This window comes from Helicobacter sp. 13S00482-2, assembly GCF_002272795.1.
In the GTDB taxonomy this organism is placed as follows: domain Bacteria; phylum Campylobacterota; class Campylobacteria; order Campylobacterales; family Helicobacteraceae; genus Helicobacter_J.
Genome location: NZ_MLAT01000013.1, coordinates 1 through 24,425, shown reverse-complemented (window position 1 = coordinate 24,425; position 24,425 = coordinate 1). Strand labels below are relative to the sequence as shown.

Below are 24,425 nucleotides of genomic sequence, written 5' to 3'. Positions count from 1 at the left end.
GTTTATGTTATGATAAAGGCCACTCTCCCCCTCACAGGTATTGCTGTTCTTAGATTTTTAGGACTTTTTATAGTTCTGCCTGTGATTTCGTTGTATGCAAGCACTTTTAATGCCACTCCTTTAATGCTAGGATTAGCCGTAGGGGGTGCATATTTGACTCAAGTCATATTTCAAACTCCTATTGGAATAGCTAGTGATCGTTATGATAGAAAAAAGGTTGTGATGATAGGACTTTTTGTTTTTATGATAGGTTCGATTATTTGTGCATTAGCTCATAATATTGAGCTTTTGATTATAGGTAGGTTGATTCAAGGTGCTGGAGCTGTAGGGGGAGTTGTGAGTGCTCAGGTGAGTGATTTGGTTAGAGAAGAAAGTAGAACTAAAGCGATGGCGATTATGGGTGGAGGCATCTTTTCAAGCTTTACTATTGCGATGATTTTAGGCCCTGTTATCGGGGCAAACTTTGGTGTGGATTACCTGTTTGCTATCACTGCTTTTTTAACTTTATGTTCAATGATATTGCTTTATACTAAAGTTCCTGACACACCAAAAATTACCTATTCTTTTGAAGGCATTCCAAACTGGCAAGATACTCTGAAGGATAAAAATTTATGGATTATTAATCTGAGCTCTTTTTTAGAAAAAACCTTTATGACTTTGATATTTGTGATTATCCCGCTTGTTTTAGTAAAAGAGTTTGGTTTTGCTGAAGAAAATTTATGGAAGATTTATGCCCCTGGCGCTATCCTTGGAGTTTTGGCTATGGGTCCTGCGAGTATTATCGCAGAGAAATATGGTAAAGCCAAAGTAGTGATGCTCTATGGCGTGTTACTGTTTTTGATCGCTTATGCATGTATTGCTTTTTCTGATTTTAATACTTCATCTCCTAAAACGATATTGTTTATAACTGGAATTATGGTATTTTTCGTAGGTTTTGCAAGCTTGGAGCCTATAATGCAATCTTTAGCAAGTAAGTATGCCAAAGCTCATCAAAGGGGTGCTGCACTTGGTATGTTTACTACTTATGGTTACATAGGTTCTTGTATTGGCGGAATGGCTGGAGGGATACTTTATTATAAGTTAGGAATTGCAGAAATAGGTATGTTGGTGGCTTGTATTTGTGTGATATGGATGGTGATGATTGTATTTTTGAAAAATCCTGCCAAGCAAAAAAATATTTATCTTCTGTTAAGTGAATATGAAAAAGATAAATTTAAAGCATTAGATGAAGTTGAAGGTGTGATTGAGTGGTATGTCAATGAGAGTGAAAAGATTATCATCGTAAAATATGATACTAGCTTTAAAAGCCAAGATCAGATAATGAATTTGGTTCAAAAATTTAAAAAATAATCTTTAAGAGGATAAAATGGACAATAAGCCAAGCAAATATGAAATCAGTAAGAAAATTTTAAATACCGTCGGTAAAACAAACGCAGAATATAATCTGATAAAAGAGGGTGATAGGGTTTTATTGGGTTTGAGTGGAGGGAAAGATTCGATTTTATTAGCCTGTATTTTAGAGAGAATGCACAGACATGCACCTTTTAAGTTTGATTTTAAAGCCATCACCATTCATTATGGGATGGGTGAAAAATTTGAATGGCTCAGTGAGCTTTGTGCTAGAGTGGGTATTCCTCATGAGATCTATCATACAAGTATTGCTGATACTATAAAAGAAAAACGCCGAGAAGGCAGTTCTTATTGTAGTTTTTGCTCTAGAATGCGTCGAGGGGCTTTATATGCTAAAGCTATTGAAGGTGGATATAATAAGGTTGCTGTGGCACATCATTTAGATGATGCTGCGGAGAGTTTTTTTATGAATCTCACTTACAATGGTTCTTTGCGTAGTATGCCACCTATCTATAAGGCAGAAAATGGCTTGGAGGTTATCAGGCCTATCATTCACGTGCGTGAAAGACAAACGATTGATTTTGTAACTTCCCAAAATATCCCCACCGCTCCAGATTGCAATTGTCCAGCTAAGCAACCTGATTCAGATAAACCGCCTATTGCAAGACTTGCGACGAAGAATTTTTTATTAGGGTTAGAAAAGGATAATCCTGAATTTTTCAAATCACTTAAAAGTGCCTTTTCAAATCTTCACGCCGACACTTTTAGCGATAAGAATTATTTGAATCTTTGATTCAATATAAAATCCTATCTAGCAATTTTGCTGTTAGGATTTGAAAAAATTTTAAGGTTTGCTTGGAATCAAATTAATAACAGTTATCTCATAATGAGTGCCAATTCTCATTGGAGGACCCCAAAGGTTTGTGCCTTGGTTGATATATATGCTTTGATTCTTACTTAGTTGATGAAGTCCTTTAATGAATGGCTGATCAAGCAAAACTGCAAAGGAGAATGGAAATATCTGTCCTCCGTGGGTATGTCCTGCAAGAATAAGATCTATGGGTTTATCTTGAGTTTGAGAGATGATTTTTGGTTGATGAGATAAGAATATGGTAGGGATAGTTGTATTGATTCCTTGTAATGCTTTTGTGATATCTGGCTTTAAAAATCCAGCTTTATTTCCCATCAAATCAGCAATTCCCGCTATATTTAAGATGGGTTTTTTATCAATTTCAATTGCCATGTTGTCATTGATTAATATATTCAATCCTATGTCTTTTAGCTCTTTTATGATGTCGTTTATATCGTGATAGTACTCGTGATTTCCTAGCACATAATACACGCCATAACTCGCCTTGAGATTTTTGAGTGCCTGTAAGGCTTTTTTTGCAAATCTGCTTTGAGTATCTACAATATCTCCAGTCAATACAATCACATCAGGATTTTGAGCATTGACTTTATCTACGATCTTTTTTACTTTTTCTTGTGTCATTAGTGTGCTGATGTGCACATCGCTAAGCTGAATTATTTTGAGTGTTCTAGATAGATTTTTAACTGGAATAGTTACAGAATCTAAAATAGGTGATGTTTGCCCCACATAAATACCATAGGCTGTATATAAAACACACACTATGAGCATTGTATTTTGGATCTTTTTTCGTAATTTTTTGAGTGAAAAGAATCGAAGAGGCAAAATGATGAGTTGATAAACAAGTGTGAATATAAAAAAGATAAATCCTATTCCAATTGATAATGCCAATATCGTGTATATCCATATAGGTAAGGGATATTCTTCTAGATAAATGTAGCCTATCACAGCTATTGCATTACAAAAAATTAAGATTTTAAAAATATTTTGAAGCATTTTAGATTTACTTAGCTTGTAAAACAATCCCCAATAAATAATTAGGTGAGCAATCAAAGACGCTCCTAGAGTAATTAAACCAAAGTAAAGATGAATGTTCGAAACAAAGGTGTTTTCCATAACATTGCCTTTCTTGTAAAATTTAGATAAAGCTTGTATTATATCGCAAACTTAAATACTGAGCCTTTTGTTTGAATAAAAGATTATGAGATGAGAATTGTATGGATATTTTATTTGTATGTTTGGGAAATATTTGTAGATCCCCTCTAGCTGAGGGTATAGCTAAATATTATGCCAAGAAATTGAGTCTAAAGCTAAAAATAGATTCCGCAGGAATTTCAAAATGGCATAGTGGAGAAAGTCCCTGCGAAGGCTCCATCAATATTGCTAGGAGACATCATATCGATATTTCAGGTTTGAAAAGTAGGCAAGTAAGCGTGTATGGAGATAGCCATTTTGATCTTTTTATTGGTATGGATAGGGGAAATGTAGCAGATTTGATTGAGCTTGGTTTTGACAAGAAAAGAGTGCGAAAATTAGGTGAATTTGGACTATCAAATGCTGATATTCCTGATCCTTATGGCTATAAAGATGAGGATGGTTTTGAGAGTATTTATAAGATGATAGATATAGGTGTTAGGAATCTCTTTGAAAAGATCAAACAATCAGGAATAATTAAATGAAATATGAGCTGAGCGAGGTCTATTTAAATTTGCATACTTCCATTGATGGTTTAGAAGATAGGCAAAATGATACATAAAATCATAAATTTCCTAGATGATTGGGAGATTATTGAATCTGAAAACATTTCCATTTTAGATAAAAATAAATATACGCTAGATAAAAAAGAGCATTTGAAGTCTTTAGAACTTGAACATTTTGAGAAAGAGGCTGGACATCTGAATGGAGTGATTGATTTTACGATGAAATCTAGTATAAAAAATAAATTTAAGAAAGATAGGGTTTTATTTGGAAAATCACGATCGTATTTAAAAAATTATACAAGACCTAATTTTGATGGCGCTTGTTAAAGATCGATTATGAGCGAGTTATTGAGCGTTAATAGGTGTTTGCAAGCATATCAAAATCAATTTAAAGGATAAAAATATGAGGTTATTTGGAATAAAAAATTGTGGTAGTGTTAAAAAGGCTAGAGATTTTTTAGATTCTAGAGGTATTGTTTATGAGTTTATTGATCTAAAAATTCAAAAGCCAAAAATTGATGAAATAAAAAAATGGGTAGATAAGAAAGGAATTGATATTGTTTTAAATTCCAAAGGAAGTACCTATAAAAATTTAGGTTTAAAAAATCTAGATTTGGATTTGTCTGCTAAAATAAAGAATTGTTATCAAAATCCTATGTTGCTAAAGCGTCCTATTATTGATAATTTTGGTGATGATGAGGTGATTATAGGTTTTGATAATAAAAAATATGAACAAATTTTTAAATGATTGGTGTTGTTATGAAAATATTTTTTACGATTTTTTTAGTCTTATTTTTAGTAGGTTGTGCAAATAAAAATGCACCATTGGCAGATCTTTCGCTCCCACAAGATGCGAATTATTATATTGATCAAGCTAAGGAGTTTGAACTTTCTCCTAAGGTTTTAAAAGAACTCAAAGAGAACTACCTTAAAACTTGGTTTTCCCCTTGGACTACAATGGAAGTTGATAAAGACACGGATAATGTTTTTTGGGTTGGTCCATCTTTGTTAAAAACTCCAGGTTATGGGGAAAACTTGAAAAAAAATACTCTTGAATATACAAGTAAGATTTATGAAGATATGGATATTCCAAATTATCCAAGTGCTTCTATTAAGGCTGTCATCATAACTGATACTAGTGTTCGTGCGGTTCCTACCGATAAGCCCAAGTATAATTCTCCAGAAGGTTACCCTTTTGATAGATGGCAGAATTCTTTGATATTTCAAGGAACCCCAGTTCTGATTACTCACTATGATCTCTCTAGGCAATGGGCACATATTCAGAGTAGTTTTGTGTATGGTTGGGTCAAGGTTAGTGATGTGGCCAAAATGCATCAAAAAGATATTTCTTATCTTCTTTCAATAAAAGACTATGTTGTGCCAGATAAAGATAAGACTCCTCTTTATGATTCAAAAGGGAATTTTATTACCAATGCTAGGGTGGGCGAGATTTTTCCTAATAAGCCTTTAGATAAAGTTTCCACACAAAAAAATTCCAAGACTTCTAAGGCGAAAGAAAATACGCCTAATGATTCAATCAAAGAGGTTTATGTCTACAAAAAGGGTGTAGATGGCTATGCCATTTTAGTTCCAGCAAGCATTGAGGGATTGGCTTTTAGTCCATTTCCAAAAAAAATGGATATGAGTGCGATGGCTTCTATCATCAATTCAATGGTGGGCGAAAGATATGGATGGGGCGGCTTACTAGAAAATAGGGATTGCTCAGCATTCACAAGAGATAGCTTTGCTAATTTTGGTATCTTACTTCCTAGAAATTCCGCTTCACAAGTAAAATATGCCAATAATATGGTGGATTTAAGCAACATGAGCTCAAAGGAAAAGGAACAATACATCATTAATCACGCTACGCCATTTGCTACGATTTTATGGCTCAAAGGTCATATTATGCTTTATATAGGAACCTATAATGGAAAGGCCATGATAGCTCATAGTGCTTGGAGCATTACTACTTCAACTTTATTTTCAAAAACCGAAAATCTATTAGGTGGTGTGGTTATAACAAGCCTTTGGGTAGGCAAAGAAAAAAATGGTATTTTGTTTAAGTCAAAAATGCTTATAGATAGAATACTTGGAATGTCTGATTTGTATGATTATGCTTTGAAAGAACAAGATGTCAAAGGTAACGAGTGAGATTTGTTTTTTTGATTTTTCTATTTTTCAATATGCTTTTAGGTACTGAAAAAATCAATATCGTTGTGAGTGTGATACCCCAGATTTATTTTGTGAAGAAAATTGGGGGAGATTATGTGAATGTAAATGCGATGGTTCCTGATGGACGTAGTCCTGAGACTTATGAACCTTTGCCTTCTGATATGAAGATTATCAAGAATGCTAGAGTTTATTTAGGCGTAGGGATGGAGTTTGAGAAAATTTGGGAAAAACGCTTTAAGGGCGTGAATTCAAAACTTCAAATCATTGATCTTTCAAAGGGATTAAATCTAAGGGAATTCACACACATTCACCCAGATTCTTCACATCATCATTCCAGATATGATCCTCATATTTGGCTATCTGTGGCTTTAGCAAAAGAGCAAGTTAAAAAGATTTCTGAGATTCTCATCGAACTAGATCCTTCAAGAGCATTTATTTATAGTCAAAATCTTCAAAGATTTGAAAAAGAAATAGATCATCTTGATGATGCTATCAAAGCAATATTTGCTATGCCCAATGCACAAAAGTCGTTTGTGGTCTATCATCCTGCCTTTGGTTATTTAGCTAGTGAATATGGTTTGGATGAAATCTCGCTTGAAGTAGATGGAAAATCTCCAAAGATAAAAAAAATGATGACATTAGCTGAGATCATCAGGCAAAAAAATATTCAGGTGATTTATATTCAACCTCAATTTTCAAAAAAACGTGTTTTGGCTTTGGCTAATGATCTTAAACTTAGAGTTTTAGAGCTGAATCCTTTAGCACTAGATTGGGAGCAAAATATGCTATATATTGCTAAAACTATTGCCACACAAGGTCAAAAATAATGGAACTTTTAGAATGCAAAGATCTGTGTTATCGTTATGGGAGTGATTATGTTTTAGAAAACGTCAATTTTTCAGTGATGGAAGATGATTTTTTAGCAGTTATTGGTCCAAATGGCGGAGGAAAGACAACCCTCATTAAGATATTGCTAGGACTTTTGGAGCCCAATAAGGGAAAGATCTTTTATCCCCATAATTCTGTTTTTAATCCTCATAGTCTTATTGGCTATGTCCCACAAGACACTACAATTAATAGTGATTTCCCTATACAGGCTATTGATGTTGTGAAGATGGGATTTCTCAAAAAAAATCTTTTTGGATATAAAGTGAGTAAAAATGAAACAATTCTTGCTTTTGAAATGTTAGATAAATTGGGTGTGAAAGATCTAGCCTACAAGAGAATTTCTGAACTTTCAGGGGGACAAAGACAAAGGGTTTTGATAGCTAGAGCCCTTTGCGGTAGCCCTAAGTTGATTATTTTAGATGAACCAACTTCTAGCATTGATACCAAGACGCAAAGCGAAATTTATAAAATATTAAAATCTTTTAATGCCTTTCATACTATAATTGTGATCAGTCACGACATATCTGTACTTTTAGGATACGCTTCAAGGGTTCTTTATGTGAATAAGGAAGTGATAGTGCATAAAATTCCAAATCTGAACTTAGATACAGATGGGCATATATGTGAGGTTGATTTACTTGATAAATTTGCGATTTGAGGAGTCATAAAAATGGAAAATGAATTTGATGTTGTTATTATTGGCGGAGGGGTTTCTGGGTGTGCAGCTTTTTATACATTGAGCGAATATAGTGATATTAAAAAGATCGCTATTGTTGAAAAATGTCCTCAATTAGCAATGGTTAGCTCGAGTGCAAAAGCAAATTCTCAAACCATTCATGATGGTTCTATTGAAACAAATTACACAGTTCAAAAAGCTAAGAAAGTCAAATTGTCAGCTTATAAAGTAAGACGCTATGCTTTAAATAGAAATCTCCAAAATCAAATCATTTTTGAAAATCAAAAAATGGCTATTGGTGTGGGGGATGAGGAATGTGAATTTATGAGAAAACGCCATCAGGATTTTAAAGAGGTATTTCCTGAATTAGAGTCTTTTGATAAAGGTACCATTAGGAAGATTGAGCCAAAAGTTATTTTACAAGCCAATGGAGAAGACAGACCTGAAAATGTTATTGCATCAGGATTTAAAAAGGATTGGTGTGCGATGAATTTTGGACTTTTGGCTGAAGATTTTGTACGCGAAGGAAAAAGAATCAAGCCTAACAATGAGGTTTTTTTGAACTATAAGGTTCAAAAAATACAACCTCATTCAGGCGGATACACCATCATATCTGATGATTCAAGAGAAATTCATGCAAAATTTGTGTTGGTAGATGCGGGTTCTTATGCATTGCCACTAGCCCAATCAATGGGATATGGACTAGAACTAGGGTGTTTGCCCGTAGCAGGGAGTTTTTATTTCGTGCCCGATTTACTTAGAGGCAAGGTCTATACCGTTCAAAATCCAAAATTGCCATTTGCAGCAGTTCATGGAGATCCCGATGTTGTCATCAAGGGCAAGACTAGACTTGGACCTACAGCTCTTGCAATGCCAAAATTAGAGAGAAATAAACATTTATTTGGTGGGATTAGTTTGGATTTGTTGAAAATGGATTTAAATAGAGAGGTTTTTAAAATCACTTGGGATTTGCTTTCTGATAAAGAGATCCGTGACTATGTTGTTAAAAATGTGATTTTTGAACTTCCTTATGTTGGGAAGAAAAAATTCCTAAAAGATGCTAGGAAAATCATTCCTTCTTTGAGACTTGAAGATTTGAGTTATGCTAGTGGTTTTGGAGAAGTGCGTCCTCAAGTTCTTGATAGAGTAAATAAAAAACTTGAATTGGGTGAGAAAAAAATATCTACCAATAAGGGAATAACCTTTAATATGACCCCTTCCCCTGGTGCGACAAGTTGTTTGCAAAATGCTTTGATAGATGCTAGAGAGATCACTGATTATTTGGGGGCTAGATTTGATTTAGAGAGATTTTATCAGGATTTATCTCCTGAAGAATTGGACTGATAAGAATTACTAAATGAGTGAATTTTTTTCCTATTCTTTTGTTCAGAATGCACTCATTGCCTCTTTTCTCATTAGTATTTGTGCTGGTATTATAGGCTCCATTGTGGTATCTAATAAGACTGTATTTCTTACAGGTGGGGTTGCTCATAGTGCGTTTGGGGGTGTGGGGGTTGCATTGTATTTTGGTTTTAATGCAACATTGGGAGCTTCACTTGCAGGGGTTTTGATGGGATTATTGATGGTATATGCTGTTAATAAATATAAAAATCGCATTGATACATTTATTGCTGCAAGTTGGGCACTTGGTATGGCTATAGGAATTATTTTGATTGATTTAACTCCTGGTTATGGTAGTGATATTACTAGTTATTTGTTTGGCTCTATTATCGCCGTAGCACCTAGCGATATTATTAGTATTGCTGTATTTGATGTGGTTTTACTCATTTTTGTGTTTATGTATTATCAGGAAATTTTGAGCATTTTTTATGATAGTGAATTTTGCACTCTTAAAAAACTCAATGTGCAAATTTTTAATATTATTATTTTTGTGCTTGTTTCATTGGGCGTTGTTATGAGCATGGGTGTGGCTGGACTTATTTTGGTTCTTTCGATTTTGTCCATTCCTGCTTATATTGCGACGATGTTTGTATCTTCTTTAAGATCTCAAATGTTTTTATCGTGGGCACTTTCACTATTATTTATGTGGATAGGTTTTTTTGTTTCTTATGTATATGATTTGAGTATTGGAGCTTGTATCGTTATTGCTTCAGTCTTAGGAATGGCAATTGCGATTTTACTAAAAAAATTATCTTATAAGCTAAAATTATAAAGGAAAAAAATGTCTAATAATAAAGAATATGATTTTTGTTTGAAAATGTCGCGTAGATCTGTAAAAATAGCAGTGATTGTGGGTATAGCCTCTGTTATTTTAATGCTCATTTCTTTATCTGTATTGGTCAGTGAAGCTAGTGCTATAGCAGGCATGAGTAAAGAGATGAAAATCTTAGAGTATCAAGTTAAACATTTAGAAGAAAATTATAAAAGCGTGGTTAAAAAATGAAAAATTACATTAAAATCTTGATTTGTTTTTTCCTCCCCTTATGTATTCATGCATTAGAGCGGCGACCTGCTAGTAATCCTAATTTAGCATTAGGATTTCATCCTTATGGAAGCGTGAACTTTGGTATGGAATATTATACCTACACCGAACCTAGTGTGATGTCTATCTCTGGGGCAATGTATCATTTAAATGGATTATTTGGGGTAAAGTTGAATCCTTTTTTCAAAACAGATGTGCAGATTTATTATTCTCAAGATATTGGTAAGAATGTCTATGATGGGAGTATTCACAATTCTGTTACAAATGAAACCACTCCACTAAGCGTGAGATCGGCTGATTATTATCTAGGTGGTGTAGGAAGATTAGGCTTGGTGCTTGGAGATGGATTTGAAGAAGAATGGGTAACACTTTATACAGGGATAGGTTATCGGTATTTGGATAATGATATTCAAAATCCGCCTGGCCAGTTAGTCGCTTATAGGCGAGAACAGAGTTATCTATATATGCCCTTTGGGCTTGAGGCCAAGTTTTGGCTGAATAACTTCATTAAATTTAAATTAAATGGAGAGCTCAGAGCGTTGTTGATGGGTAGCAATATCACTCATTTTACCGATCTTGGATGGGATAATGATGCGTATTTTACTCAAAAAAATGGCAGTGGTTCGAGGGTCTCATTGGGGGTTGATTTTTTTATCACAAAGAAACAGTCAATCAATGTAGAGGCTTTTTTCGATTATTGGAATATAAAAAAATCAAATCTTCAAGAGGCGAGTAGGGGAGGTAAATTTTTGGGTTATTATGTGGAACCTGATAATAATACTAAGGTATTTGGAGTTCAAATAGGCTATGGTTTTTAATTTTTGGCATCGCACAAAACAATTCCAAATAGCACATTTGTTCCTGTTTTTTCTATGACCTTTTTGGCTTCTTTTATAGTTGTTCCTGTGGTGATGATGTCATCTACGATAAAGACATTTTTAAAATCTTTTTTATAGATAAAGTTTCTAGGATTGTTTTGTCGATATTGAAGGGTTTTTCCTGCATAATGCACGATATTTTTGGCTTTGAGTGCGCCATAGGAAGGCTTGAAGGTATATTTACAGAATTCTTTTAAGATCACAGCACTATGAGAGTAGTAACTTCTGATGCAATCATCAATACCTAGTCCATAAATTTCATTTTTACCCCATAAATGTGCATTGTGGGATTCAAAAAAGTATTCACTTGCCTTTTTTGCTAAGATTTTTAATACTCTACTACCAAAAATGCTATATTTGCTCCCTATGAGCATAGAAACTTCATCATAACGATAAAAACTATACACACTTATACCATCAATCACACGCATTCTAGGTGTGATTTTTATGTTTTCAAGACATTTTTGACAAATCGGATCAAATAAGAAGATAGTGCCTTTTATGGTTTTTAGATCCCAAAATTTAAAACGTGCACAGATGATGCATTTCATATTTTTTGTTGTATGAATTCTTTGATATTTTCTTGAATATGTTCTATTGAATCTGATGCATTGATAATTTTCAGTTCACATCCCAAATCTTTTGTGATTGATTTTATCCTTTTTTGAATATTGAGTAGGTATGTGATACCTCGTTGTTCAATGATATCATTTTGTTTTTGTCCTAGTCGATTTTGAAGTGTATTTTCATCAAGTTCTAACACAATAACCGCATCAGGAGTGATATTTTGGGTTGCAAACAAATTTAGTTCTTTAGCATTTGCTATATCTTTAGCATATGCAATACCTGAGATGAGGCTTCTATCTGATATGATAAGCTTATTTTGATTGGGTTTGATGATTTTTGCAGTGTGTTCTGCCCTGTCAGCTAGAAACAAAAGAAATTCTGTTTTTGAATCTATGTGATTAGTTTTATCAATGCTATGTTCTTTTAAGATCATTTCACGAATTTGTATGCCCAATGAACTCCCGCCAGGTTCTTTAGTGATGATAGCTTCTTTAAAAGTTTCTTTTAAAAGCTTGATTTGCGTGGATTTACCTGAGGTATCAATTCCTTCTAAAGCGATATACATTTATAAACCTTTTATATTGTGTATGTATTCATACACAACTTCAGGTATGAGATGAGATACTTTTCCATTGTGTTGTAAAATACTTCTGATAATTGATGAGCTAATAAAGGCATTTTTTAATGTTGGCATAAAATAAATGGTGTCTAGTTCGTCATTTAATGAAGCATTTGCATATCCCATTTGCAATTCATATTCAAAATCACTCACAACTCTAAGCCCTCTAATAACAAGTTTAGCTCCATTCTCTTTGGCAAAATCGGCTAAAAGATTATCAAAACAAACACATCTGACTTTAGGAATGGCATTAGTCGCTAATTCCATCATTTTTTTACGATCTGAGAGTTCAAACATAGGGGTTTTTGAGCTTGATTTTGCAATAGCAATAATGACCTTATCAAAGAGCTCAACGCTTCGCCTGATGATGTCCAAATGTCCATTTGTTACAGGATCAAAAGTTCCTGGATAGATAGCTACTTTATTCATTCATTCTCCCCATCTGCTATAAAGATTATTAGGTATTCTTAGGCTATCTAGCCATCTACCTATAATAAAGTTTTCCATAGACTCTAGATCTGTTATTTTGGCATAATATGCCATTATCGGAGGAGAGATAATCACACCTAATTTTGAAAGTTTGAGCATATTTTCTAGTGCAATAGCTGAAAGTGGAAGTTCTCTTGGGGTTAAGAGGAGTGTTTTGTTTTCTTTAATTATCACACTTGCAGTTCTTGAAATAAGATCATCAGCAATCCCGCAAGAGATTTTTGCTAACATATCCATACTTGTTGGTACAATAGCCATCATATCGACATTAAAACTTCCTGAAGCAATACTTGCGGAAATCTCATTTGAATTAAAAATGGTCATTTTTCTATCATTTTTTATGAGTTCATTAAGGCTAGATTCTATTTTCTCACCCATTTCTTCTTTGGCAACTATCTTACTGCTTGTAGAGAGAACTACAAAAAGCTCAATTTCTTTGGGAATAGCTTTGATAAAGTTTATTCCAAGCCTAGTGCCACTAGCTCCACTAATCCCCACGACCATTTTCATAATATCTTTCCTTTATTTGTGTCAATAACTTTGACTTTAATGATTTTTTTGGTTTCAGGATTGATGGCATTGATAATATCTCCAAATGCTCCATTTTCTTTTGCTATAAGGGTGGTTTGTAACGTGATTTGTTTGTCTTTTATGAATCCCGTAAAGCTATCGTTTTTCCGTATCAGGATTTTGGATTGGATTTTATCTAGAGTGATAATAGAGTTTGGATTGATATATGATTTTGCACTGATGTGATTGATTTGAGATGAATCAATGGGTATTTGAGCGATTCTATCAAATGCAATGGTTTCTTGTGCGGAATTTTTATCAGTTATATTTTCTGAGGTTTTTATGGTTTCTGTGGCACGATATACGTTGATGGTTGCTTGTAATTGATATTGCAATGGAATTTTTAATAAAGCATCATTTGAATTCACACTCAAAAGTATCATCCCATCTTTTTTGTTCAGATATTTAGAATCCAAATCAATAGACCTTATTTGGTAGCTTTCTATGGGTATATTTGGAGAGATAGAGAAGATAATATTAGAGATATGGATTCCATAGTTTTGATATTTTTTTTCGTAAGCTTTTTGAATATAGTTTTTCATCTCTGCTAGATTATCACCCCCATAAAGATGAGCGAATAAAATAAATAAAAGAAAAATATTTTTCATTTTTATCCTTTTTGAACAAAAGAAGACAATATGTCACGTTCTAGTCCGCCAAAGCTGATTCTTAGTTTGATGTCTGATCCCATTTTTTGAATACCGATAATGCGACCAGAACCAAAAATCTTATGTGAGATTAGATCGCCTTTTTTGAATTCTCCTTCTGCATATGAGGTTGTTTTTTGATCTCCAAGCAAACCCGCTTCTTTTAAAAACCTTGATTTTTCAAGCAAACTTCGTTCTCCTCTGTAAAATCTTGAATCCACATAGGAGATAAATAATTCATCTTTTGCCCTCGTGAAGGCTACATATCCCAATCTACGTTCTTCTTCTATGTCACTCTCATCACGCACTAGCGGAAAAAATCCCTCTTCAAATCCAGTTATAAAAACATATTCAAACTCTAGTCCTTTTGCAGAATGTACACTCATACAAGAAATATAATCTCCATCATCAGGTGTATTTTCACTTGATAATGAGAGATCATTTAGAAAATCTTCTAGAGAATTTTCAGGAGATTGAATGATGTAGTCTTTGAACATCCCATAAAATTCTTCAATGTTATAGAGTCTATCAATAGAATCATTGGAATTATCAGATTCATCCACGATATTGATAGTGGATGTAAATTCATCAATGAATCTCATAGGAGAGATACTTAGAAAATATCCAAAATCATCAATCATAGAGAAAAATTCTTCTAAAGTCTTATGATTTTTAGGGGAGATGATGGATCTTAGCTTATCTTCTTTGAGTGCTTGATAAACTGATATTTTTTCTACTTGAAGAGCCTGAAAGATATTCTCCTGGGTAGTTTTTCCTATGCCTCTTTTGGGTTTATTGATAATCCTAGCTAAAGAAAAATCATCATTTGGATTCACAATCAAACGCAGATAACTCAAAATATCTTTTATTTCAGAACGTTCATAAAAACGTATCGCCCCAATGATTTTATAAGGAATCTCAGCTCTATTGAAACCTGCTTCTATACTTCTAGATAGTGCATTTACTCTAAATAAAACTGCTATTTGGGTAGCACGAATACCTTCTTTTAAAAGTTGTTTGATTTTTTTGGAGATGAGGGCTGCCTCTTGTGTTTCATCCATAGAATGTAAAATTTGTATTTCTTTCCCATCCCCTTTGATGCTTTTAAGCTCTTTGCCCAATCGATTTTTGTTGTGATCAATAAGAGAATTCGCACCTTTAAGTATTTGGGCAGTGGATCGATAGTTTTCTTCAAGCTTGATAATCTTCACATTTTTAAAATTATCTTTAAAATTTAAAATATTCGTAATATCTGCCCCACGCCATCCATAAATACTTTGATCATCATCTCCAACAACACAAAGATTTTGATGAGTGCTACAGAGTTTTCTTAGGAGTTGATATTGTAAACGATTAGTGTCTTGATATTCATCGACCATAATGTATTGATAATGTTTGCTTGTTTGTTCTGCCAAATTGGGGTTCATATCTAGTATTTTATAAGTCAAAACAAGCAAATCATCAAAATCAACCATATTTTTTTCGTTCAGAAATTCTTCATAGAGCTTATAAACTTTTGCAACTTCTTTTTGGTAATCATTTTGAACTGAACCAAAAGCCTCATCAGGAGAGATCAGGAAGTTTTTTAGATTAGAGATATTTGATTCTATATAACCTATAGGCAAGTTGGGTTTGAAGCCTTTAAGTATCTTTTTTTTATCATCACCATCTATAAGCACAAAATTAGTTTTTCGTCCTAGTAAATGGATATTGAATTTTAAAAATAACAGACCAAATTTATGAAACGTGCATAAAAGTGGAGGAGATTGATTGGAAGCATTCTCAATTAAATGAAGTGCTCTTGTACGCATTTCTGTAGCTGCTTTATTGGTAAAAGTAAGGGTGAGGGTTGAGCTAGTGGGGATACCCACTTCATCAATAAGGTATGCTAAACGCGTGGTGAGTGTTTTTGTTTTGCCACTTCCTGCACCAGCTAATATTAACATAGGTCCATCGATATGATTGATGGCTTCTAATTGGGATGGATTGAGGTTTTTTAAATGATTAGAAGTCATTTTTGATAGCTCTTTATTTTTTTAACATCGATAATAAAATCAAAAAATTCTGATTTGAAATCCCCATTAGAGATATAATTGAAATAATTAGAGGCTATATTAAAATTACCCGCTTCTTGATAAAGCAACCCTAGCACATAACGAGTTTCAAGATCGCTTGGAGCATCCATTTTTGAGAGTTGCAACAATAATACAGCATTTTCTGGATGATTTGATCCGATAGCTGCAACTGCTCCTAAAAATTTAGTCTTGGCATCATTTTCTTTGAAATCTTCAATGAGGATATTATAAAGTGCGTAGGCCTTTTCAAATTTGTGCTGATAGATGTTAATGAGTGCCATTGTTTGCATAATACCATTGGGGGTGTCTGTTTGAGAAATCAGTTTTTCTTCCAATATTCTCTCTTGTTTTTCCAATGATCCTGTGATGAATCCTATATATACATACAACTCCCTGCTAAAAGCAGCACCATAATACACACTGCTTAGATCTAGCTTGTCAGATAAGAATAAGTTATGCAATCTAAGGGCAACTTGTTTGAGATTGGTATCATAGTTGTGTGCGAGTTCGTATAAAATATTTGAAACAACATCTCCAGAATAGATTTGTTTGAGATTTGAGAATGAGTTTATAAGGGCATTTTTGTCTTTATTCCTGATACCATAAGCAGCTTCTAGTGCGTAGTAAATAGGGAGTTTTTGGTTGGCTTTTTTGATCCAGTCCATTCCATCATTGATATTTTTTGTAAAATAACCAATAAATGAAGTGAGAAATTCTTTTTCTGTTTTAGAGCTAAAAGGGACATTCTCAAAATCTTGAGCTATTTGATGAGATATTCGACTAGTGTCTTGATATATAAAAGTTCCTGCCATTATTGCAAACAAACCTGAAGTGATATCATAACTATTGAGATGATAAGCTCTTAAAAAATGAGTGTAAGCTTTCTGAAAGTTTCCCATTTGTGCATATACAAGCCCAATATTATAGTGCAATACAGAGTGGTTAGGATTGGATTTTGCTGAAATCTCTAAATACTTTAAGGCATCTCGAACATTGTTTTTGTTTAATTCAATCAGAGCTTTAGTGATATTTTTATTGATAGTTGAGATTGTGTCACCTTTTATAAACGTATTTTTTGCTTCTTGAATATTTTTGATATCAGAAGATACCCCTGCTTCGCGTATCATTTTTATTGCTTCTTGTGCATCAAAAACCCTAAAAGGAGCATAATAAAAAATAATTTTATAAGGTAATTTTTCTTCTATCTCAAAGCTTCTATTCCAAAATTCTTTTTGGGCTAGATTCACATCAAAAAGCGATCGATTTAAAACTACTTTGATAGGGTAGGTTTGCATTGCTTTTTTGAGATCATCATCTTTGATAGAATCTAGTGCTCCTGCAGCCAATGCAAAATTCCCAGTTTTTAGATCAATGGTTTCTAGTGCTAAAATAGATCCAATATCTTTAGGATTAGCATTGAGATACTTGTATAGATAATTTTTTGCTTTTGAATATTCCCCTGTGCGTGCATACAAAAGCCCTAAGCTTTTATAATCCTTTGGCTCTGCTATTTCTTTTAAAGAAATGAGTGCATTATAGTCATCATTAAATAGTAAAAACATTTTTGCCAATAAGCGATTGTTTTGATTTTTGTAATTTTGTGAATTTGGATTTAAAAGCGGAGATAGGCTTTCAAAATAATATCCATTATAGTATTGCATAAGAGCATATAGATAAGAATAAAAAGGCTTGTGCGAAGAATCTGATATATGCGAATTTGCCAATTTTTTATAGTATTCATAAAGATCAGGGCGTTTCAAATAAAATGATGCAACCATCGCATCTAAAGCACTTATACTTACATTTTCACCAGTAGCAATAGCACCATCAAAAAACTTGATTGCATTTAGATAGTCTTTTTCTCTTAGTTTTATAACCCCAAGATTATGTGAAGCGATAGCTTGTGAGAAGTTAGCAACACTATCAAAGATGTTCAATGCTTCTATCTTATCCCCACCATTATAGAGCATATTAGCCTTTTTGATGAGATTATCCAAGCTTTTATTGCTAATCTCAGATGCTTGTGGTTCTAGCTTAGGGATAGATGGCAAGATTACTTCTTTAGGTTTTATTGAGGCTATTTCTGATGTATCCTTTGTTGCTTTGGATTTTTGGGAATCTTGTTTTAGAAGTAAAATTGAGGCGATAATGATTAAAAATAAAGCAAAACAGCCACCAATAAGTGGAAAAAAAATTTTTTTGTTTTGCTTGATATTTTGATATTTTTCCCTCAGTTGGTTTTTTAACCCCTGACTATTTTTGGCTTCGTTGGATTTGGAATTAAAAATTCCTGAGAGGGTTCCAAAAATCGTTTTTAAAATATTCTTTTTTGTTTCTTTTGGGCTTTGGTTCTCATTAGAAGCCTCATCACCTATTGAGTTTATTTCGGTGGGATTGCTAGGATTTTTTTCTTTAGCCATACATTTCAGCTTTTAAAGATATTTTTTCAATACATTTGGAATGTCTATATCCCCATCTTTTGTTTGGTAATTCTCCATTATCGCTACTAGAGTTCTTCCTACTGCCAAGGAAGATCCATTAAGAGTATGAACCAAAGAGTTTTTATTTTTATCTTTGAATCGAATTTTTGCCCTTCTGGCCTGAAAATCTTGGGTATTAGAAACCGAGCTTATTTCTCGATAGCAATTTTGACCTGGAAGCCATACTTCTATATCTACCGTATTTGAAGCACTAAATCCCAAATCCCCGCTACAGAGTTGCATATAACGATGAGGTAATTCAAGCTCACAAAGCAGATCGCTGGCTGTTTTTAGCATTTTAAGTTGCATTTCTTCGCTATTATCAGGATGGGTAAGGGCGACTAATTCTACCTTGTCAAATTGATGTTGGCGAATCATTCCTCTAGTGTCTCTTCCGGCACTTCCAGCTTCTTTTCTAAAACAAGGCGTTTGTGCTGTGAGCATGATAGGCAACTCTTCAGCGGGTATAATAGTGTCATTGTATAGATTAGTTAGGGTGATTTCTGAAGTGGAGATGAGGTATAGATCATGTCCTTTTGGTTTTTCTCCTGCTGGTGTGTTTAATTCCTCTAAATCCCCACTGACTTTAAACATATCATCTTCGAATTTTGGTAATTGCCCTGTGCCAAAAAGCATATTTTTATTCACAATCACAGGCGTTACCACCATTTCAAATCCAGCTTTTTGGTTGTGATCAAGCATAAAATTTATTAAAGCTCTATTGAGTCTAGCTCCCATACCTCTTAGGACTGAAAACCTACTTTTTGCTAGTTTTGCCCCTGCTTCAAAATCTATCCAATGATTTTTTTGTGCGAGTTCCCAATGTTCTTTGGGAGAAAAATCAAATGTTTTTGGAGAGAGAATTTTTTTTATCTCTACATTGCTAGTTTCATCATCTCCTATGGGTGTTTTATCATCAGGAAGATTAGGGATGCCAAAGAGGATATTTTGGAGATTTTTTTCAATTCTGCCTACTTCATCACTCAAAAGACTTATTTTTTGTTTATTGGATTCTAGTTCATTTTTGAGTATGAGTGTATCTTTGCCTTCTTTTTTATACTCTCCAAAGAGCTTGGAAGTTTTGTTTTGATGAGATTGCAAGGTTTCAAGATCTTGCTTATTTTTTTTGTAAATAGAGGCGGTATCTTTCAGATTCTGGAGTGTTTGGACATCTACCTTTTTTGTTTGTAACTTATTGCTTATGGATTCAAAATCATTCAGTAGAAGCTTTATATCTATCATCGCAACCGCCTTATTTTATTTGAGAATTTGATGCTGGATTCTATCAAATGTATGCTAAAAAACAAGCATTTTTTATTCCTAAGCAATGGATTTCATTTTTAGCTTGGATACAACTTGATTAATTTGAAGTAAAGCTTTAGAATTTTTGTTATACAATAATGAAATTGGGTTATAAAAAATTAGGGTAATCGGAAGGCTCTTAATTATGTTTGGTATGGGTATTTTTGAAATTTTAGTTATTTTGATCGTGGCAGTTATTTTCTTAGGACCTGAGAAACTTCCTCAAGCTATCATAGATATTGTGAAGTTTTTTAAAGCTGTGAAAAAAACTCTCAATGATGCTAAAGATACTTTTGATAAAGAACTCCACATGAGTGAAATCAAGAAAGAAGCACTTGAATATAAGAGTAATTTTGAAAATAGTATTGATAGTATGACCAAAGACATTCAACTCAAAGAAATTGATGATATGTTTGGTAAATACAAGGAAGAAAATAATCCAAAAAAACCCATCAAAACACCAAAGATACCAGCTCCAGATGCAGCTCTTTCTTATGAAGAAAATCAACCTAAAAAACGTGGCAGAAAACCAAAAAATGAGCAATCTTCAGATGAATCTCTTGTTGTTAGTGAAAAAAAATCTACCAAAACTGCGACTAAAAAAGCCTCAAAACCTCCCAAAGAAACTGATACATTTCAAAAAAGAGTCATTACCCCAAAATCAACCAAAAGCGTTGGGTTTAAAAAATCAAAGAAAACAGACAAGGGAGATGAATAGATGTTTGAAGATTTAAAACCTCATATCCAAGATCTCCGTAATAGGTTAATGGTCTGTGTCGCTAGTGTTTTGGTGGCCTTTCTAGTTTGCTTTAGCTTCTGGAAGCATATTTTTGAATGGATAAAAGCACCTTTAAATGCAGCTTTTAGTTCTAAAGAAGTAAGTGGTATGCTCATTCAAATATCACCTGCAGAAGGTGTCATTGCAGCTATGAAGGTTAGTTTTTTTGCTGCTCTTTTGATTTCAATGCCGATTATTTTTTGGCAATTATGGCTGTTTGTCGCACCTGGATTATACAAGAATGAAAAAAAGGTCGTACTGCCTTTTGTAATTTTTGGAACATTGATGTTTTTAGGTGGTGCGGCATTTGCCTATTATGTGGTTTTTCCTATTACTATCAAGTTTATTTTGATGTTTGGAAATGAAGAATTTCAAGCAAATATTTCTGTTTCAAGCTATATCACATTTTTTACTCGAGTTGTGATCGGTTTTGGGGTTGCGTTTGAATTGCCTGTTTTAGCATATTTTTTAGCAAAAATTGGATTGATTACAGATGCGACTTTGAAGGAGTATTTTAAATATGCGATTGTGATTATTTTTATTTTAGCAGCCATTATCACTCCTCCAGATGTTATTTCTCAGCTCTTTATGGCACTTCCTTTGATTGGCCTTTATCTACTTTCAATCTTGATAGCAAAGATTGTAAATCCAGCACCAAAAGAAGATAAGCAAGAGGAATAAAAAGATATAAATAAATGCACGAAGATTTTTCACTACACAGTTATGATTATTTTTTACCCAAAGAACTCATAGCTGATTATCCTGCCATTCCTAAAGAAAGTGCAAAATTGATGGTTTATGATAGAAAAAATGATGAGATTTTTCATAGTGATTTTTATCATATTTTTGATTTTATTCCCAAAGAGTCCTTGATAGTCCTTAATGATACAAAAGTAATAAAAGCTAGAATTTATGGACGCAAAAAAAGTGGTGGAAATATTGAGTTGTTATACCATCAAGAAATAGGCCAAAATAGCTATTTGGTTCAAATTAAAGGTAAAGTAAAAGAGGGCACTCATATAAGCCTTGTAAATGGATATGAAAGTGTCATAGAAGAGACTAGAGATGATGGCTATCGGATTGTGAAGTTCTTTTATCAAGGAAGTGAGCTCAATCTCAAGGGTGTTTTAGAGATGCTAGATAAAATCGGACACACTCCCTTGCCTCCTTATATCAAGCGTCCTGATGAAAAGCTTGATATATCTGAATATCAGAGTGTGTTTGCTAAAAATTTAGGGGCAGTGGCAGCTCCAACTGCCTCATTGCATTTTTCGCCCACAGCCTTGCAGAGATTAAAAAAAGAGTTTTCACATTGTTTTCTCACCCTCCATGTTGGAGCAGGGACATTTAGTGCAGTAGAAGCGCAGGATATAAGATCGCATCAAATACATAGTGAACGACTTGTACTCTCTCCCATGAGTATGGAAAAAATAGACAATGCTAAGTCTATTTTATGTGTGGGTACAACAGCGCTTAGAAGTGTAGAATACTATGCTAGATTGAAAAATATCAACAAAGAAAAAACCTTATATTCAGAGTGTGATGTGTTTTTGCATCCAGGCAATAAAGTCATAAAAGCAAATCATCTTTTGACAAATTTTCATTTGCCTAAATCAAGTCTCATAATGCTTGTTAGTTCGATGATTGGAGTGCAAAAATGCAAAGAGCTTTATGAAATTGCCATTGAAAATAAATATAGATTTTATTCTTATGGTGATGGAATGTTGATTTTATGAGATCAGATAAAATTCAGGAGGAATTTTCCTTAGATATCAAGACCATAGAGCATTTTGAAACATACGCTGAAGTTTTATTGCATTGGAATAAAACTCATAATTTGAGCGGTATAAATAGCGTTAATGAAGTATATACAAATATCTATGATTCTATATATCCGTTAAAATTCATTCAAGATTTTGCATCTTGTATTGACATTGGTAGTGGTTCAGGGTTTCCAGCACTTCCCTTAGCTATTTGCAAACCTGAATGTGAGTTTATTTTGGTTGAGCCAAGATTGAAGCGAGCAAGTTTTTTAAAAAATCTTATCATTGAACTTGGATTAAAGGGTATTGATGTTCAAAAGTGTTTGATAGAGGATTTAGAGTTTCATAAAAAGGTGGATTTAATCACCTCAAGAGCAGTGATGCAAAGCAAGGAACTCATAAAAAACTCTAAGAGGTTTTTGAAAAAAAATGGGCATTATTTATTTTATAAAGGTGAGCATTTGGAATCTGAGATAGATGCTTTGGAAAATGAGTGTTTTTATCGAGAAAAGAGAATTTATTTTTATAGAAAGGAAATCTGATGCGATTTTTGATTGTATTACTTGTGATTGCACTTATAGTGTGGTTTTTCTTCTTTAGGAAGTCTCCTATAGATAAGAAGAAATATCCCAAAAATTCTCAAGAGGAAACTATGGTTGAGTGTTGTAGATGTGGCACTTATGTCTCTTCTAAGGAGGCCATTATGGTTGGTAAAAAGTATTTTTGTTCAAAAAAATGCCTGGATTAAAAGGAAAATAAAATGATCATATTTGGATATGAGGGTATTCCTTATCCTAGATTAATAAAGATTCACGCAATTGAAGATGTGCAACGAATTCACAGTAGTTATCTCGTGTGGTTTGAGGCTAAAGATGATGATCGTTATGCGCTTTCTCATCATTGTTTTGAAAACAATGTGAAATATGCTATCAAGGTAGAGAATATTATAGACTTTATTTTTTATGCTTCGCTTGGAGCTAGCTATGTAATACTTGATAAATCCCCAGAGATCTATCAAAAAATCGCTGAAACTTATTTGTTTGATATGAAAATACTCTATGTGATTGAGGATAAAGTCGAAATAGAGGCATTGGCAAAATTAGGCATTGATGGGGTTGTTTTTAGAGATATTTTAGGATAATTTAGCTACAATCACGGCTTCGGGGAGATGTCCGAGTGGTTGAAGGAGCACGCCTGGAACGCGTGTAAGGTGCAAGCCTTCAAGGGTTCGAATCCCTTTCTCTCCGCCACCGCATTTTACGCACTTTTCTTAAACTTTCATTTTATTTCATTTTAACTCCCAAACTTTCCTAAATACGAGATTTGTTTGATATAATCATTTTCAATTGAACTCCTAAAATTTCATTTACTTTCATTTAATTTCATTAAAAAAAGGGGACAGATTGGGGACAGAAAAAAATATAAGTAGCTCAAAATATCAGGGCGTAAGATATAAAAAACTAAGTAATGGAGATATAGCCTATTATATTAGATTTACAAAAGACAATCAAAGGCAGGAGTTGAAAGTAGGGACAAAATTTGAAGGTTGGACTGAAAAAATGGCGTACAACGAAAAAATAAAACGAGAGAATTCTGATGATCCCAAAAACAAACCTTTGAAATTCAAAGAAGTTGTTGATAGGTTTTTGGAACTCCAAAAGCTTCATTTAAAGAAAAAATCTTATTCAAACATAAATGGAAGAATCAAGCATTTAGAACCAATTGGCGAGAAAATGGTAGATAAGATTGCCCAAAAAGATTTAAATGACATTATGATAGCCTTGAGCGAAAAATTAGCCAATAAAACCATAAATCAGGTAATTGCATATGCAAAATCCATTTTAAAATTTGCCCAAGTAGAATACGGCATCACCATTCAAAATTTTGACAATTCAAGAAAAATTTGAATGCAATTTGATATGAAACAATTGCATCTTATTCTTGTTGCTTGATAGTCATTTCAATAGATACGTCTTACTCCATCATCATAAGTGATTAGATTGATTGCTTATACTTGGGTAGTCTTGAAACTTATAAAGAGTCTTAAGAAGTTTAGCATCTCTGAATAAAATATTCCTTTGTTGTATGTATTTCTAAACTCTTGTTTATATTGAAAGAATGTCTTGAGTTTTGAAATCTTTAGACTTTGAAATCTTCAAT

The 24,425-nt window shown here is 33.4% G+C and carries 28 protein-coding genes and 1 tRNA gene; 20 read left to right on the top strand and 9 right to left on the bottom strand.

The features are described 5' to 3' along the window. Positions 1–9: 9 nt before the first annotated feature. The gene (locus BKH42_RS06725) at positions 10–1,350 is read left to right on the top strand and encodes an MFS transporter (RefSeq protein WP_180674008.1); all 1,341 of its coding nucleotides are present in this window, start codon (positions 10–12) and stop codon (positions 1,348–1,350) included. Positions 1,351–1,366: 16 nt separating this feature from the next. Further along, the gene (locus BKH42_RS06720) at positions 1,367–2,143 is read left to right on the top strand and encodes an ATP-binding protein (protein WP_095295854.1); all 777 of its coding nucleotides are present in this window, start codon (positions 1,367–1,369) and stop codon (positions 2,141–2,143) included. A 51-nt stretch (positions 2,144–2,194) separates the two neighbouring features. On the opposite strand, the gene BKH42_RS06715 is transcribed toward BKH42_RS06720, so the two are convergent. After that, entirely contained in the window at positions 2,195–3,334 is a 1,140-nt protein-coding gene (locus tag BKH42_RS06715; protein WP_095295853.1) for a metallophosphoesterase, read from the bottom strand. A 101-nt stretch (positions 3,335–3,435) separates the two neighbouring features. Between BKH42_RS06715 and BKH42_RS06710 the strand changes: the two genes are divergently transcribed. The 10 genes from BKH42_RS06710 to BKH42_RS06665 all read left to right on the top strand — a co-directional run bounded on the left by BKH42_RS06710 (position 3,436) and on the right by BKH42_RS06665 (position 10,915). Beyond that, on the top strand, positions 3,436–3,897 hold the full coding sequence (locus BKH42_RS06710) for a low molecular weight protein-tyrosine-phosphatase (protein ID WP_095295852.1): 462 nt from the start codon (positions 3,436–3,438) through the stop codon (positions 3,895–3,897). Between the two features lie 66 nt (positions 3,898–3,963). Next, on the top strand, positions 3,964–4,245 hold the full coding sequence (locus tag BKH42_RS06705) for a hypothetical protein (RefSeq protein ID WP_095295851.1): 282 nt from the start codon (positions 3,964–3,966) through the stop codon (positions 4,243–4,245). 76 nt (positions 4,246–4,321) lie between these two features. After that, a complete protein-coding gene (locus BKH42_RS06700) occupies positions 4,322–4,666 on the top strand; it encodes an arsenate reductase family protein (protein ID WP_095295850.1) in 345 nt (114 codons plus the stop codon). 11 nt (positions 4,667–4,677) lie between these two features. Further along, positions 4,678–6,069, top strand: coding sequence for an SH3 domain-containing C40 family peptidase (locus BKH42_RS06695; RefSeq protein WP_095295877.1), 1,392 nt, complete (start codon positions 4,678–4,680; stop codon positions 6,067–6,069). Further along, positions 6,066–6,917, top strand: coding sequence for a zinc ABC transporter substrate-binding protein (locus BKH42_RS06690; RefSeq protein ID WP_095295849.1), 852 nt, complete (start codon positions 6,066–6,068; stop codon positions 6,915–6,917). Before BKH42_RS06695 ends, BKH42_RS06690 begins: the two co-directional genes overlap by 4 nt. Beyond that, on the top strand, positions 6,917–7,636 hold the full coding sequence (locus BKH42_RS06685) for an ABC transporter ATP-binding protein (protein WP_095295848.1): 720 nt from the start codon (positions 6,917–6,919) through the stop codon (positions 7,634–7,636). Before BKH42_RS06690 ends, BKH42_RS06685 begins: the two co-directional genes overlap by 1 nt. Positions 7,637–7,648: 12 nt before the next feature. After that, the gene (locus tag BKH42_RS06680) at positions 7,649–8,998 is read left to right on the top strand and encodes an FAD-dependent oxidoreductase (protein ID WP_095295847.1); all 1,350 of its coding nucleotides are present in this window, start codon (positions 7,649–7,651) and stop codon (positions 8,996–8,998) included. A gap of 13 nt (positions 8,999–9,011) precedes the next feature. After that, on the top strand, positions 9,012–9,827 hold the full coding sequence (locus BKH42_RS06675; protein WP_095295846.1) for a metal ABC transporter permease: 816 nt from the start codon (positions 9,012–9,014) through the stop codon (positions 9,825–9,827). Positions 9,828–9,836: 9 nt separating this feature from the next. Then, the gene (locus BKH42_RS06670; RefSeq protein ID WP_095295845.1) at positions 9,837–10,058 is read left to right on the top strand and encodes a DUF5408 family protein; all 222 of its coding nucleotides are present in this window, start codon (positions 9,837–9,839) and stop codon (positions 10,056–10,058) included. After that, on the top strand, positions 10,055–10,915 hold the full coding sequence (locus BKH42_RS06665; protein WP_095295844.1) for a hypothetical protein: 861 nt from the start codon (positions 10,055–10,057) through the stop codon (positions 10,913–10,915). The genes BKH42_RS06670 and BKH42_RS06665 overlap by 4 nt, the downstream gene beginning before the upstream one ends. Here the strand turns inward: BKH42_RS06665 and BKH42_RS06660 are convergent. Genes BKH42_RS06660 through serS form a run of 8 tightly spaced genes read right to left on the bottom strand, consistent with a single transcriptional unit; the run spans position 10,912 to position 19,664 of the window. Then, complete coding sequence (locus BKH42_RS06660; protein WP_143428580.1) at positions 10,912–11,526, bottom strand: phosphoribosyltransferase family protein; 615 nt, start codon at positions 11,524–11,526, stop codon at positions 10,912–10,914. The genes BKH42_RS06665 and BKH42_RS06660 overlap by 4 nt on opposite strands. Further along, a complete protein-coding gene (gene tmk / locus BKH42_RS06655) occupies positions 11,523–12,107 on the bottom strand; it encodes a dTMP kinase (protein WP_095295843.1) in 585 nt (194 codons plus the stop codon). Before tmk ends, BKH42_RS06660 begins: the two co-directional genes overlap by 4 nt. After that, positions 12,108–12,590: a pantetheine-phosphate adenylyltransferase gene (gene coaD / locus BKH42_RS06650; protein ID WP_095295842.1), complete on the bottom strand. Its 483-nt coding sequence runs from the start codon at positions 12,588–12,590 to the stop codon at positions 12,108–12,110. Continuing rightward, on the bottom strand, positions 12,591–13,160 hold the full coding sequence (locus tag BKH42_RS06645; RefSeq protein WP_095295841.1) for a UbiX family flavin prenyltransferase: 570 nt from the start codon (positions 13,158–13,160) through the stop codon (positions 12,591–12,593). Next, positions 13,157–13,828, bottom strand: a complete 672-nt coding sequence (gene flgA / locus BKH42_RS06640) for a flagellar basal body P-ring formation chaperone FlgA (RefSeq protein WP_095295840.1) — start codon at positions 13,826–13,828, stop codon at positions 13,157–13,159. The genes BKH42_RS06645 and flgA overlap by 4 nt, the downstream gene beginning before the upstream one ends. 2 nt (positions 13,829–13,830) lie before the next feature. Continuing rightward, positions 13,831–15,882: a UvrD-helicase domain-containing protein gene (locus BKH42_RS06635; RefSeq protein ID WP_095295839.1), complete on the bottom strand. Its 2,052-nt coding sequence runs from the start codon at positions 15,880–15,882 to the stop codon at positions 13,831–13,833. Further along, positions 15,879–18,362, bottom strand: coding sequence for a tetratricopeptide repeat protein (locus BKH42_RS06630; protein ID WP_095295838.1), 2,484 nt, complete (start codon positions 18,360–18,362; stop codon positions 15,879–15,881). The genes BKH42_RS06635 and BKH42_RS06630 overlap by 4 nt, the downstream gene beginning before the upstream one ends. Before the next feature lie 12 nt (positions 18,363–18,374). Then, positions 18,375–19,664 carry a serine--tRNA ligase gene (gene serS, locus BKH42_RS06625; RefSeq protein ID WP_095295837.1) on the bottom strand — a complete coding sequence of 430 codons (1,290 nt, stop codon included), beginning with the start codon at positions 19,662–19,664 and terminating at the stop codon, positions 18,375–18,377. A gap of 205 nt (positions 19,665–19,869) precedes the next feature. Here serS and tatB point away from each other — a divergent pair, with 205 nt between their 5' ends. From tatB to BKH42_RS06585, 8 genes are all read left to right on the top strand, one after another. After that, positions 19,870–20,442 (top strand): Sec-independent protein translocase protein TatB, encoded by a 573-nt coding sequence (gene tatB / locus BKH42_RS06620; protein WP_095295836.1) that lies wholly within the window; start codon positions 19,870–19,872, stop codon positions 20,440–20,442. Further along, positions 20,443–21,183 carry a twin-arginine translocase subunit TatC gene (tatC, locus tag BKH42_RS06615; RefSeq protein ID WP_095295835.1) on the top strand — a complete coding sequence of 247 codons (741 nt, stop codon included), beginning with the start codon at positions 20,443–20,445 and terminating at the stop codon, positions 21,181–21,183. A gap of 14 nt (positions 21,184–21,197) precedes the next feature. Next, positions 21,198–22,238: a tRNA preQ1(34) S-adenosylmethionine ribosyltransferase-isomerase QueA gene (gene queA / locus BKH42_RS06610; RefSeq protein ID WP_095295834.1), complete on the top strand. Its 1,041-nt coding sequence runs from the start codon at positions 21,198–21,200 to the stop codon at positions 22,236–22,238. Continuing rightward, the gene (rsmG, locus tag BKH42_RS06605) at positions 22,235–22,807 is read left to right on the top strand and encodes a 16S rRNA (guanine(527)-N(7))-methyltransferase RsmG (protein WP_095295833.1); all 573 of its coding nucleotides are present in this window, start codon (positions 22,235–22,237) and stop codon (positions 22,805–22,807) included. The genes queA and rsmG overlap by 4 nt, the downstream gene beginning before the upstream one ends. Continuing rightward, positions 22,807–23,013, top strand: a complete 207-nt coding sequence (locus BKH42_RS06600; RefSeq protein ID WP_095295832.1) for a PP0621 family protein — start codon at positions 22,807–22,809, stop codon at positions 23,011–23,013. The genes rsmG and BKH42_RS06600 overlap by 1 nt, the downstream gene beginning before the upstream one ends. Before the next feature lie 12 nt (positions 23,014–23,025). Then, positions 23,026–23,406 carry a hypothetical protein gene (locus BKH42_RS06595; RefSeq protein ID WP_095295831.1) on the top strand — a complete coding sequence of 127 codons (381 nt, stop codon included), beginning with the start codon at positions 23,026–23,028 and terminating at the stop codon, positions 23,404–23,406. A 21-nt stretch (positions 23,407–23,427) separates the two neighbouring features. Beyond that, positions 23,428–23,515, top strand: a tRNA-Ser gene (locus BKH42_RS06590). A 153-nt stretch (positions 23,516–23,668) separates the two neighbouring features. Further along, positions 23,669–24,172: a hypothetical protein gene (locus BKH42_RS06585; protein ID WP_095295830.1), complete on the top strand. Its 504-nt coding sequence runs from the start codon at positions 23,669–23,671 to the stop codon at positions 24,170–24,172. Positions 24,173–24,425 lie beyond the last annotated feature (253 nt).

Excerpts from the sequence above, each read along its gene's own strand:
- BKH42_RS06725 (WP_180674008.1), top strand. The coding sequence starts at position 10 with ATGATAAAGGCCACTCTCCCCCTCACAGGTATTGCTGTTCTTAGATTT.
- BKH42_RS06720 (WP_095295854.1), top strand. The coding sequence starts at position 1,367 with ATGGACAATAAGCCAAGCAAATATGAAATCAGTAAGAAAATTTTAAAT.
- BKH42_RS06715 (WP_095295853.1), bottom strand. The coding sequence starts at position 3,334 with ATGGAAAACACCTTTGTTTCGAACATTCATCTTTACTTTGGTTTAATT.
- BKH42_RS06710 (WP_095295852.1), top strand. The coding sequence starts at position 3,436 with ATGGATATTTTATTTGTATGTTTGGGAAATATTTGTAGATCCCCTCTA.
- BKH42_RS06705 (WP_095295851.1), top strand. The coding sequence starts at position 3,964 with ATGATACATAAAATCATAAATTTCCTAGATGATTGGGAGATTATTGAA.
- BKH42_RS06700 (WP_095295850.1), top strand. The coding sequence starts at position 4,322 with ATGAGGTTATTTGGAATAAAAAATTGTGGTAGTGTTAAAAAGGCTAGA.
- BKH42_RS06695 (WP_095295877.1), top strand. The coding sequence starts at position 4,678 with ATGAAAATATTTTTTACGATTTTTTTAGTCTTATTTTTAGTAGGTTGT.
- BKH42_RS06685 (WP_095295848.1), top strand. The coding sequence starts at position 6,917 with ATGGAACTTTTAGAATGCAAAGATCTGTGTTATCGTTATGGGAGTGAT.
- BKH42_RS06680 (WP_095295847.1), top strand. The coding sequence starts at position 7,649 with ATGGAAAATGAATTTGATGTTGTTATTATTGGCGGAGGGGTTTCTGGG.
- BKH42_RS06675 (WP_095295846.1), top strand. The coding sequence starts at position 9,012 with ATGAGTGAATTTTTTTCCTATTCTTTTGTTCAGAATGCACTCATTGCC.
- BKH42_RS06670 (WP_095295845.1), top strand. The coding sequence starts at position 9,837 with ATGTCTAATAATAAAGAATATGATTTTTGTTTGAAAATGTCGCGTAGA.
- BKH42_RS06665 (WP_095295844.1), top strand. The coding sequence starts at position 10,055 with ATGAAAAATTACATTAAAATCTTGATTTGTTTTTTCCTCCCCTTATGT.
- BKH42_RS06660 (WP_143428580.1), bottom strand. The coding sequence starts at position 11,526 with ATGAAATGCATCATCTGTGCACGTTTTAAATTTTGGGATCTAAAAACC.
- tmk (WP_095295843.1), bottom strand. The coding sequence starts at position 12,107 with ATGTATATCGCTTTAGAAGGAATTGATACCTCAGGTAAATCCACGCAA.
- coaD (WP_095295842.1), bottom strand. The coding sequence starts at position 12,590 with ATGAATAAAGTAGCTATCTATCCAGGAACTTTTGATCCTGTAACAAAT.
- BKH42_RS06645 (WP_095295841.1), bottom strand. The coding sequence starts at position 13,160 with ATGAAAATGGTCGTGGGGATTAGTGGAGCTAGTGGCACTAGGCTTGGA.
- flgA (WP_095295840.1), bottom strand. The coding sequence starts at position 13,828 with ATGAAAAATATTTTTCTTTTATTTATTTTATTCGCTCATCTTTATGGG.
- BKH42_RS06635 (WP_095295839.1), bottom strand. The coding sequence starts at position 15,882 with ATGACTTCTAATCATTTAAAAAACCTCAATCCATCCCAATTAGAAGCC.
- BKH42_RS06630 (WP_095295838.1), bottom strand. The coding sequence starts at position 18,362 with ATGGCTAAAGAAAAAAATCCTAGCAATCCCACCGAAATAAACTCAATA.
- serS (WP_095295837.1), bottom strand. The coding sequence starts at position 19,664 with ATGATAGATATAAAGCTTCTACTGAATGATTTTGAATCCATAAGCAAT.
- tatB (WP_095295836.1), top strand. The coding sequence starts at position 19,870 with ATGTTTGGTATGGGTATTTTTGAAATTTTAGTTATTTTGATCGTGGCA.
- tatC (WP_095295835.1), top strand. The coding sequence starts at position 20,443 with ATGTTTGAAGATTTAAAACCTCATATCCAAGATCTCCGTAATAGGTTA.
- queA (WP_095295834.1), top strand. The coding sequence starts at position 21,198 with ATGCACGAAGATTTTTCACTACACAGTTATGATTATTTTTTACCCAAA.
- rsmG (WP_095295833.1), top strand. The coding sequence starts at position 22,235 with ATGAGATCAGATAAAATTCAGGAGGAATTTTCCTTAGATATCAAGACC.
- BKH42_RS06600 (WP_095295832.1), top strand. The coding sequence starts at position 22,807 with ATGCGATTTTTGATTGTATTACTTGTGATTGCACTTATAGTGTGGTTT.
- BKH42_RS06595 (WP_095295831.1), top strand. The coding sequence starts at position 23,026 with ATGATCATATTTGGATATGAGGGTATTCCTTATCCTAGATTAATAAAG.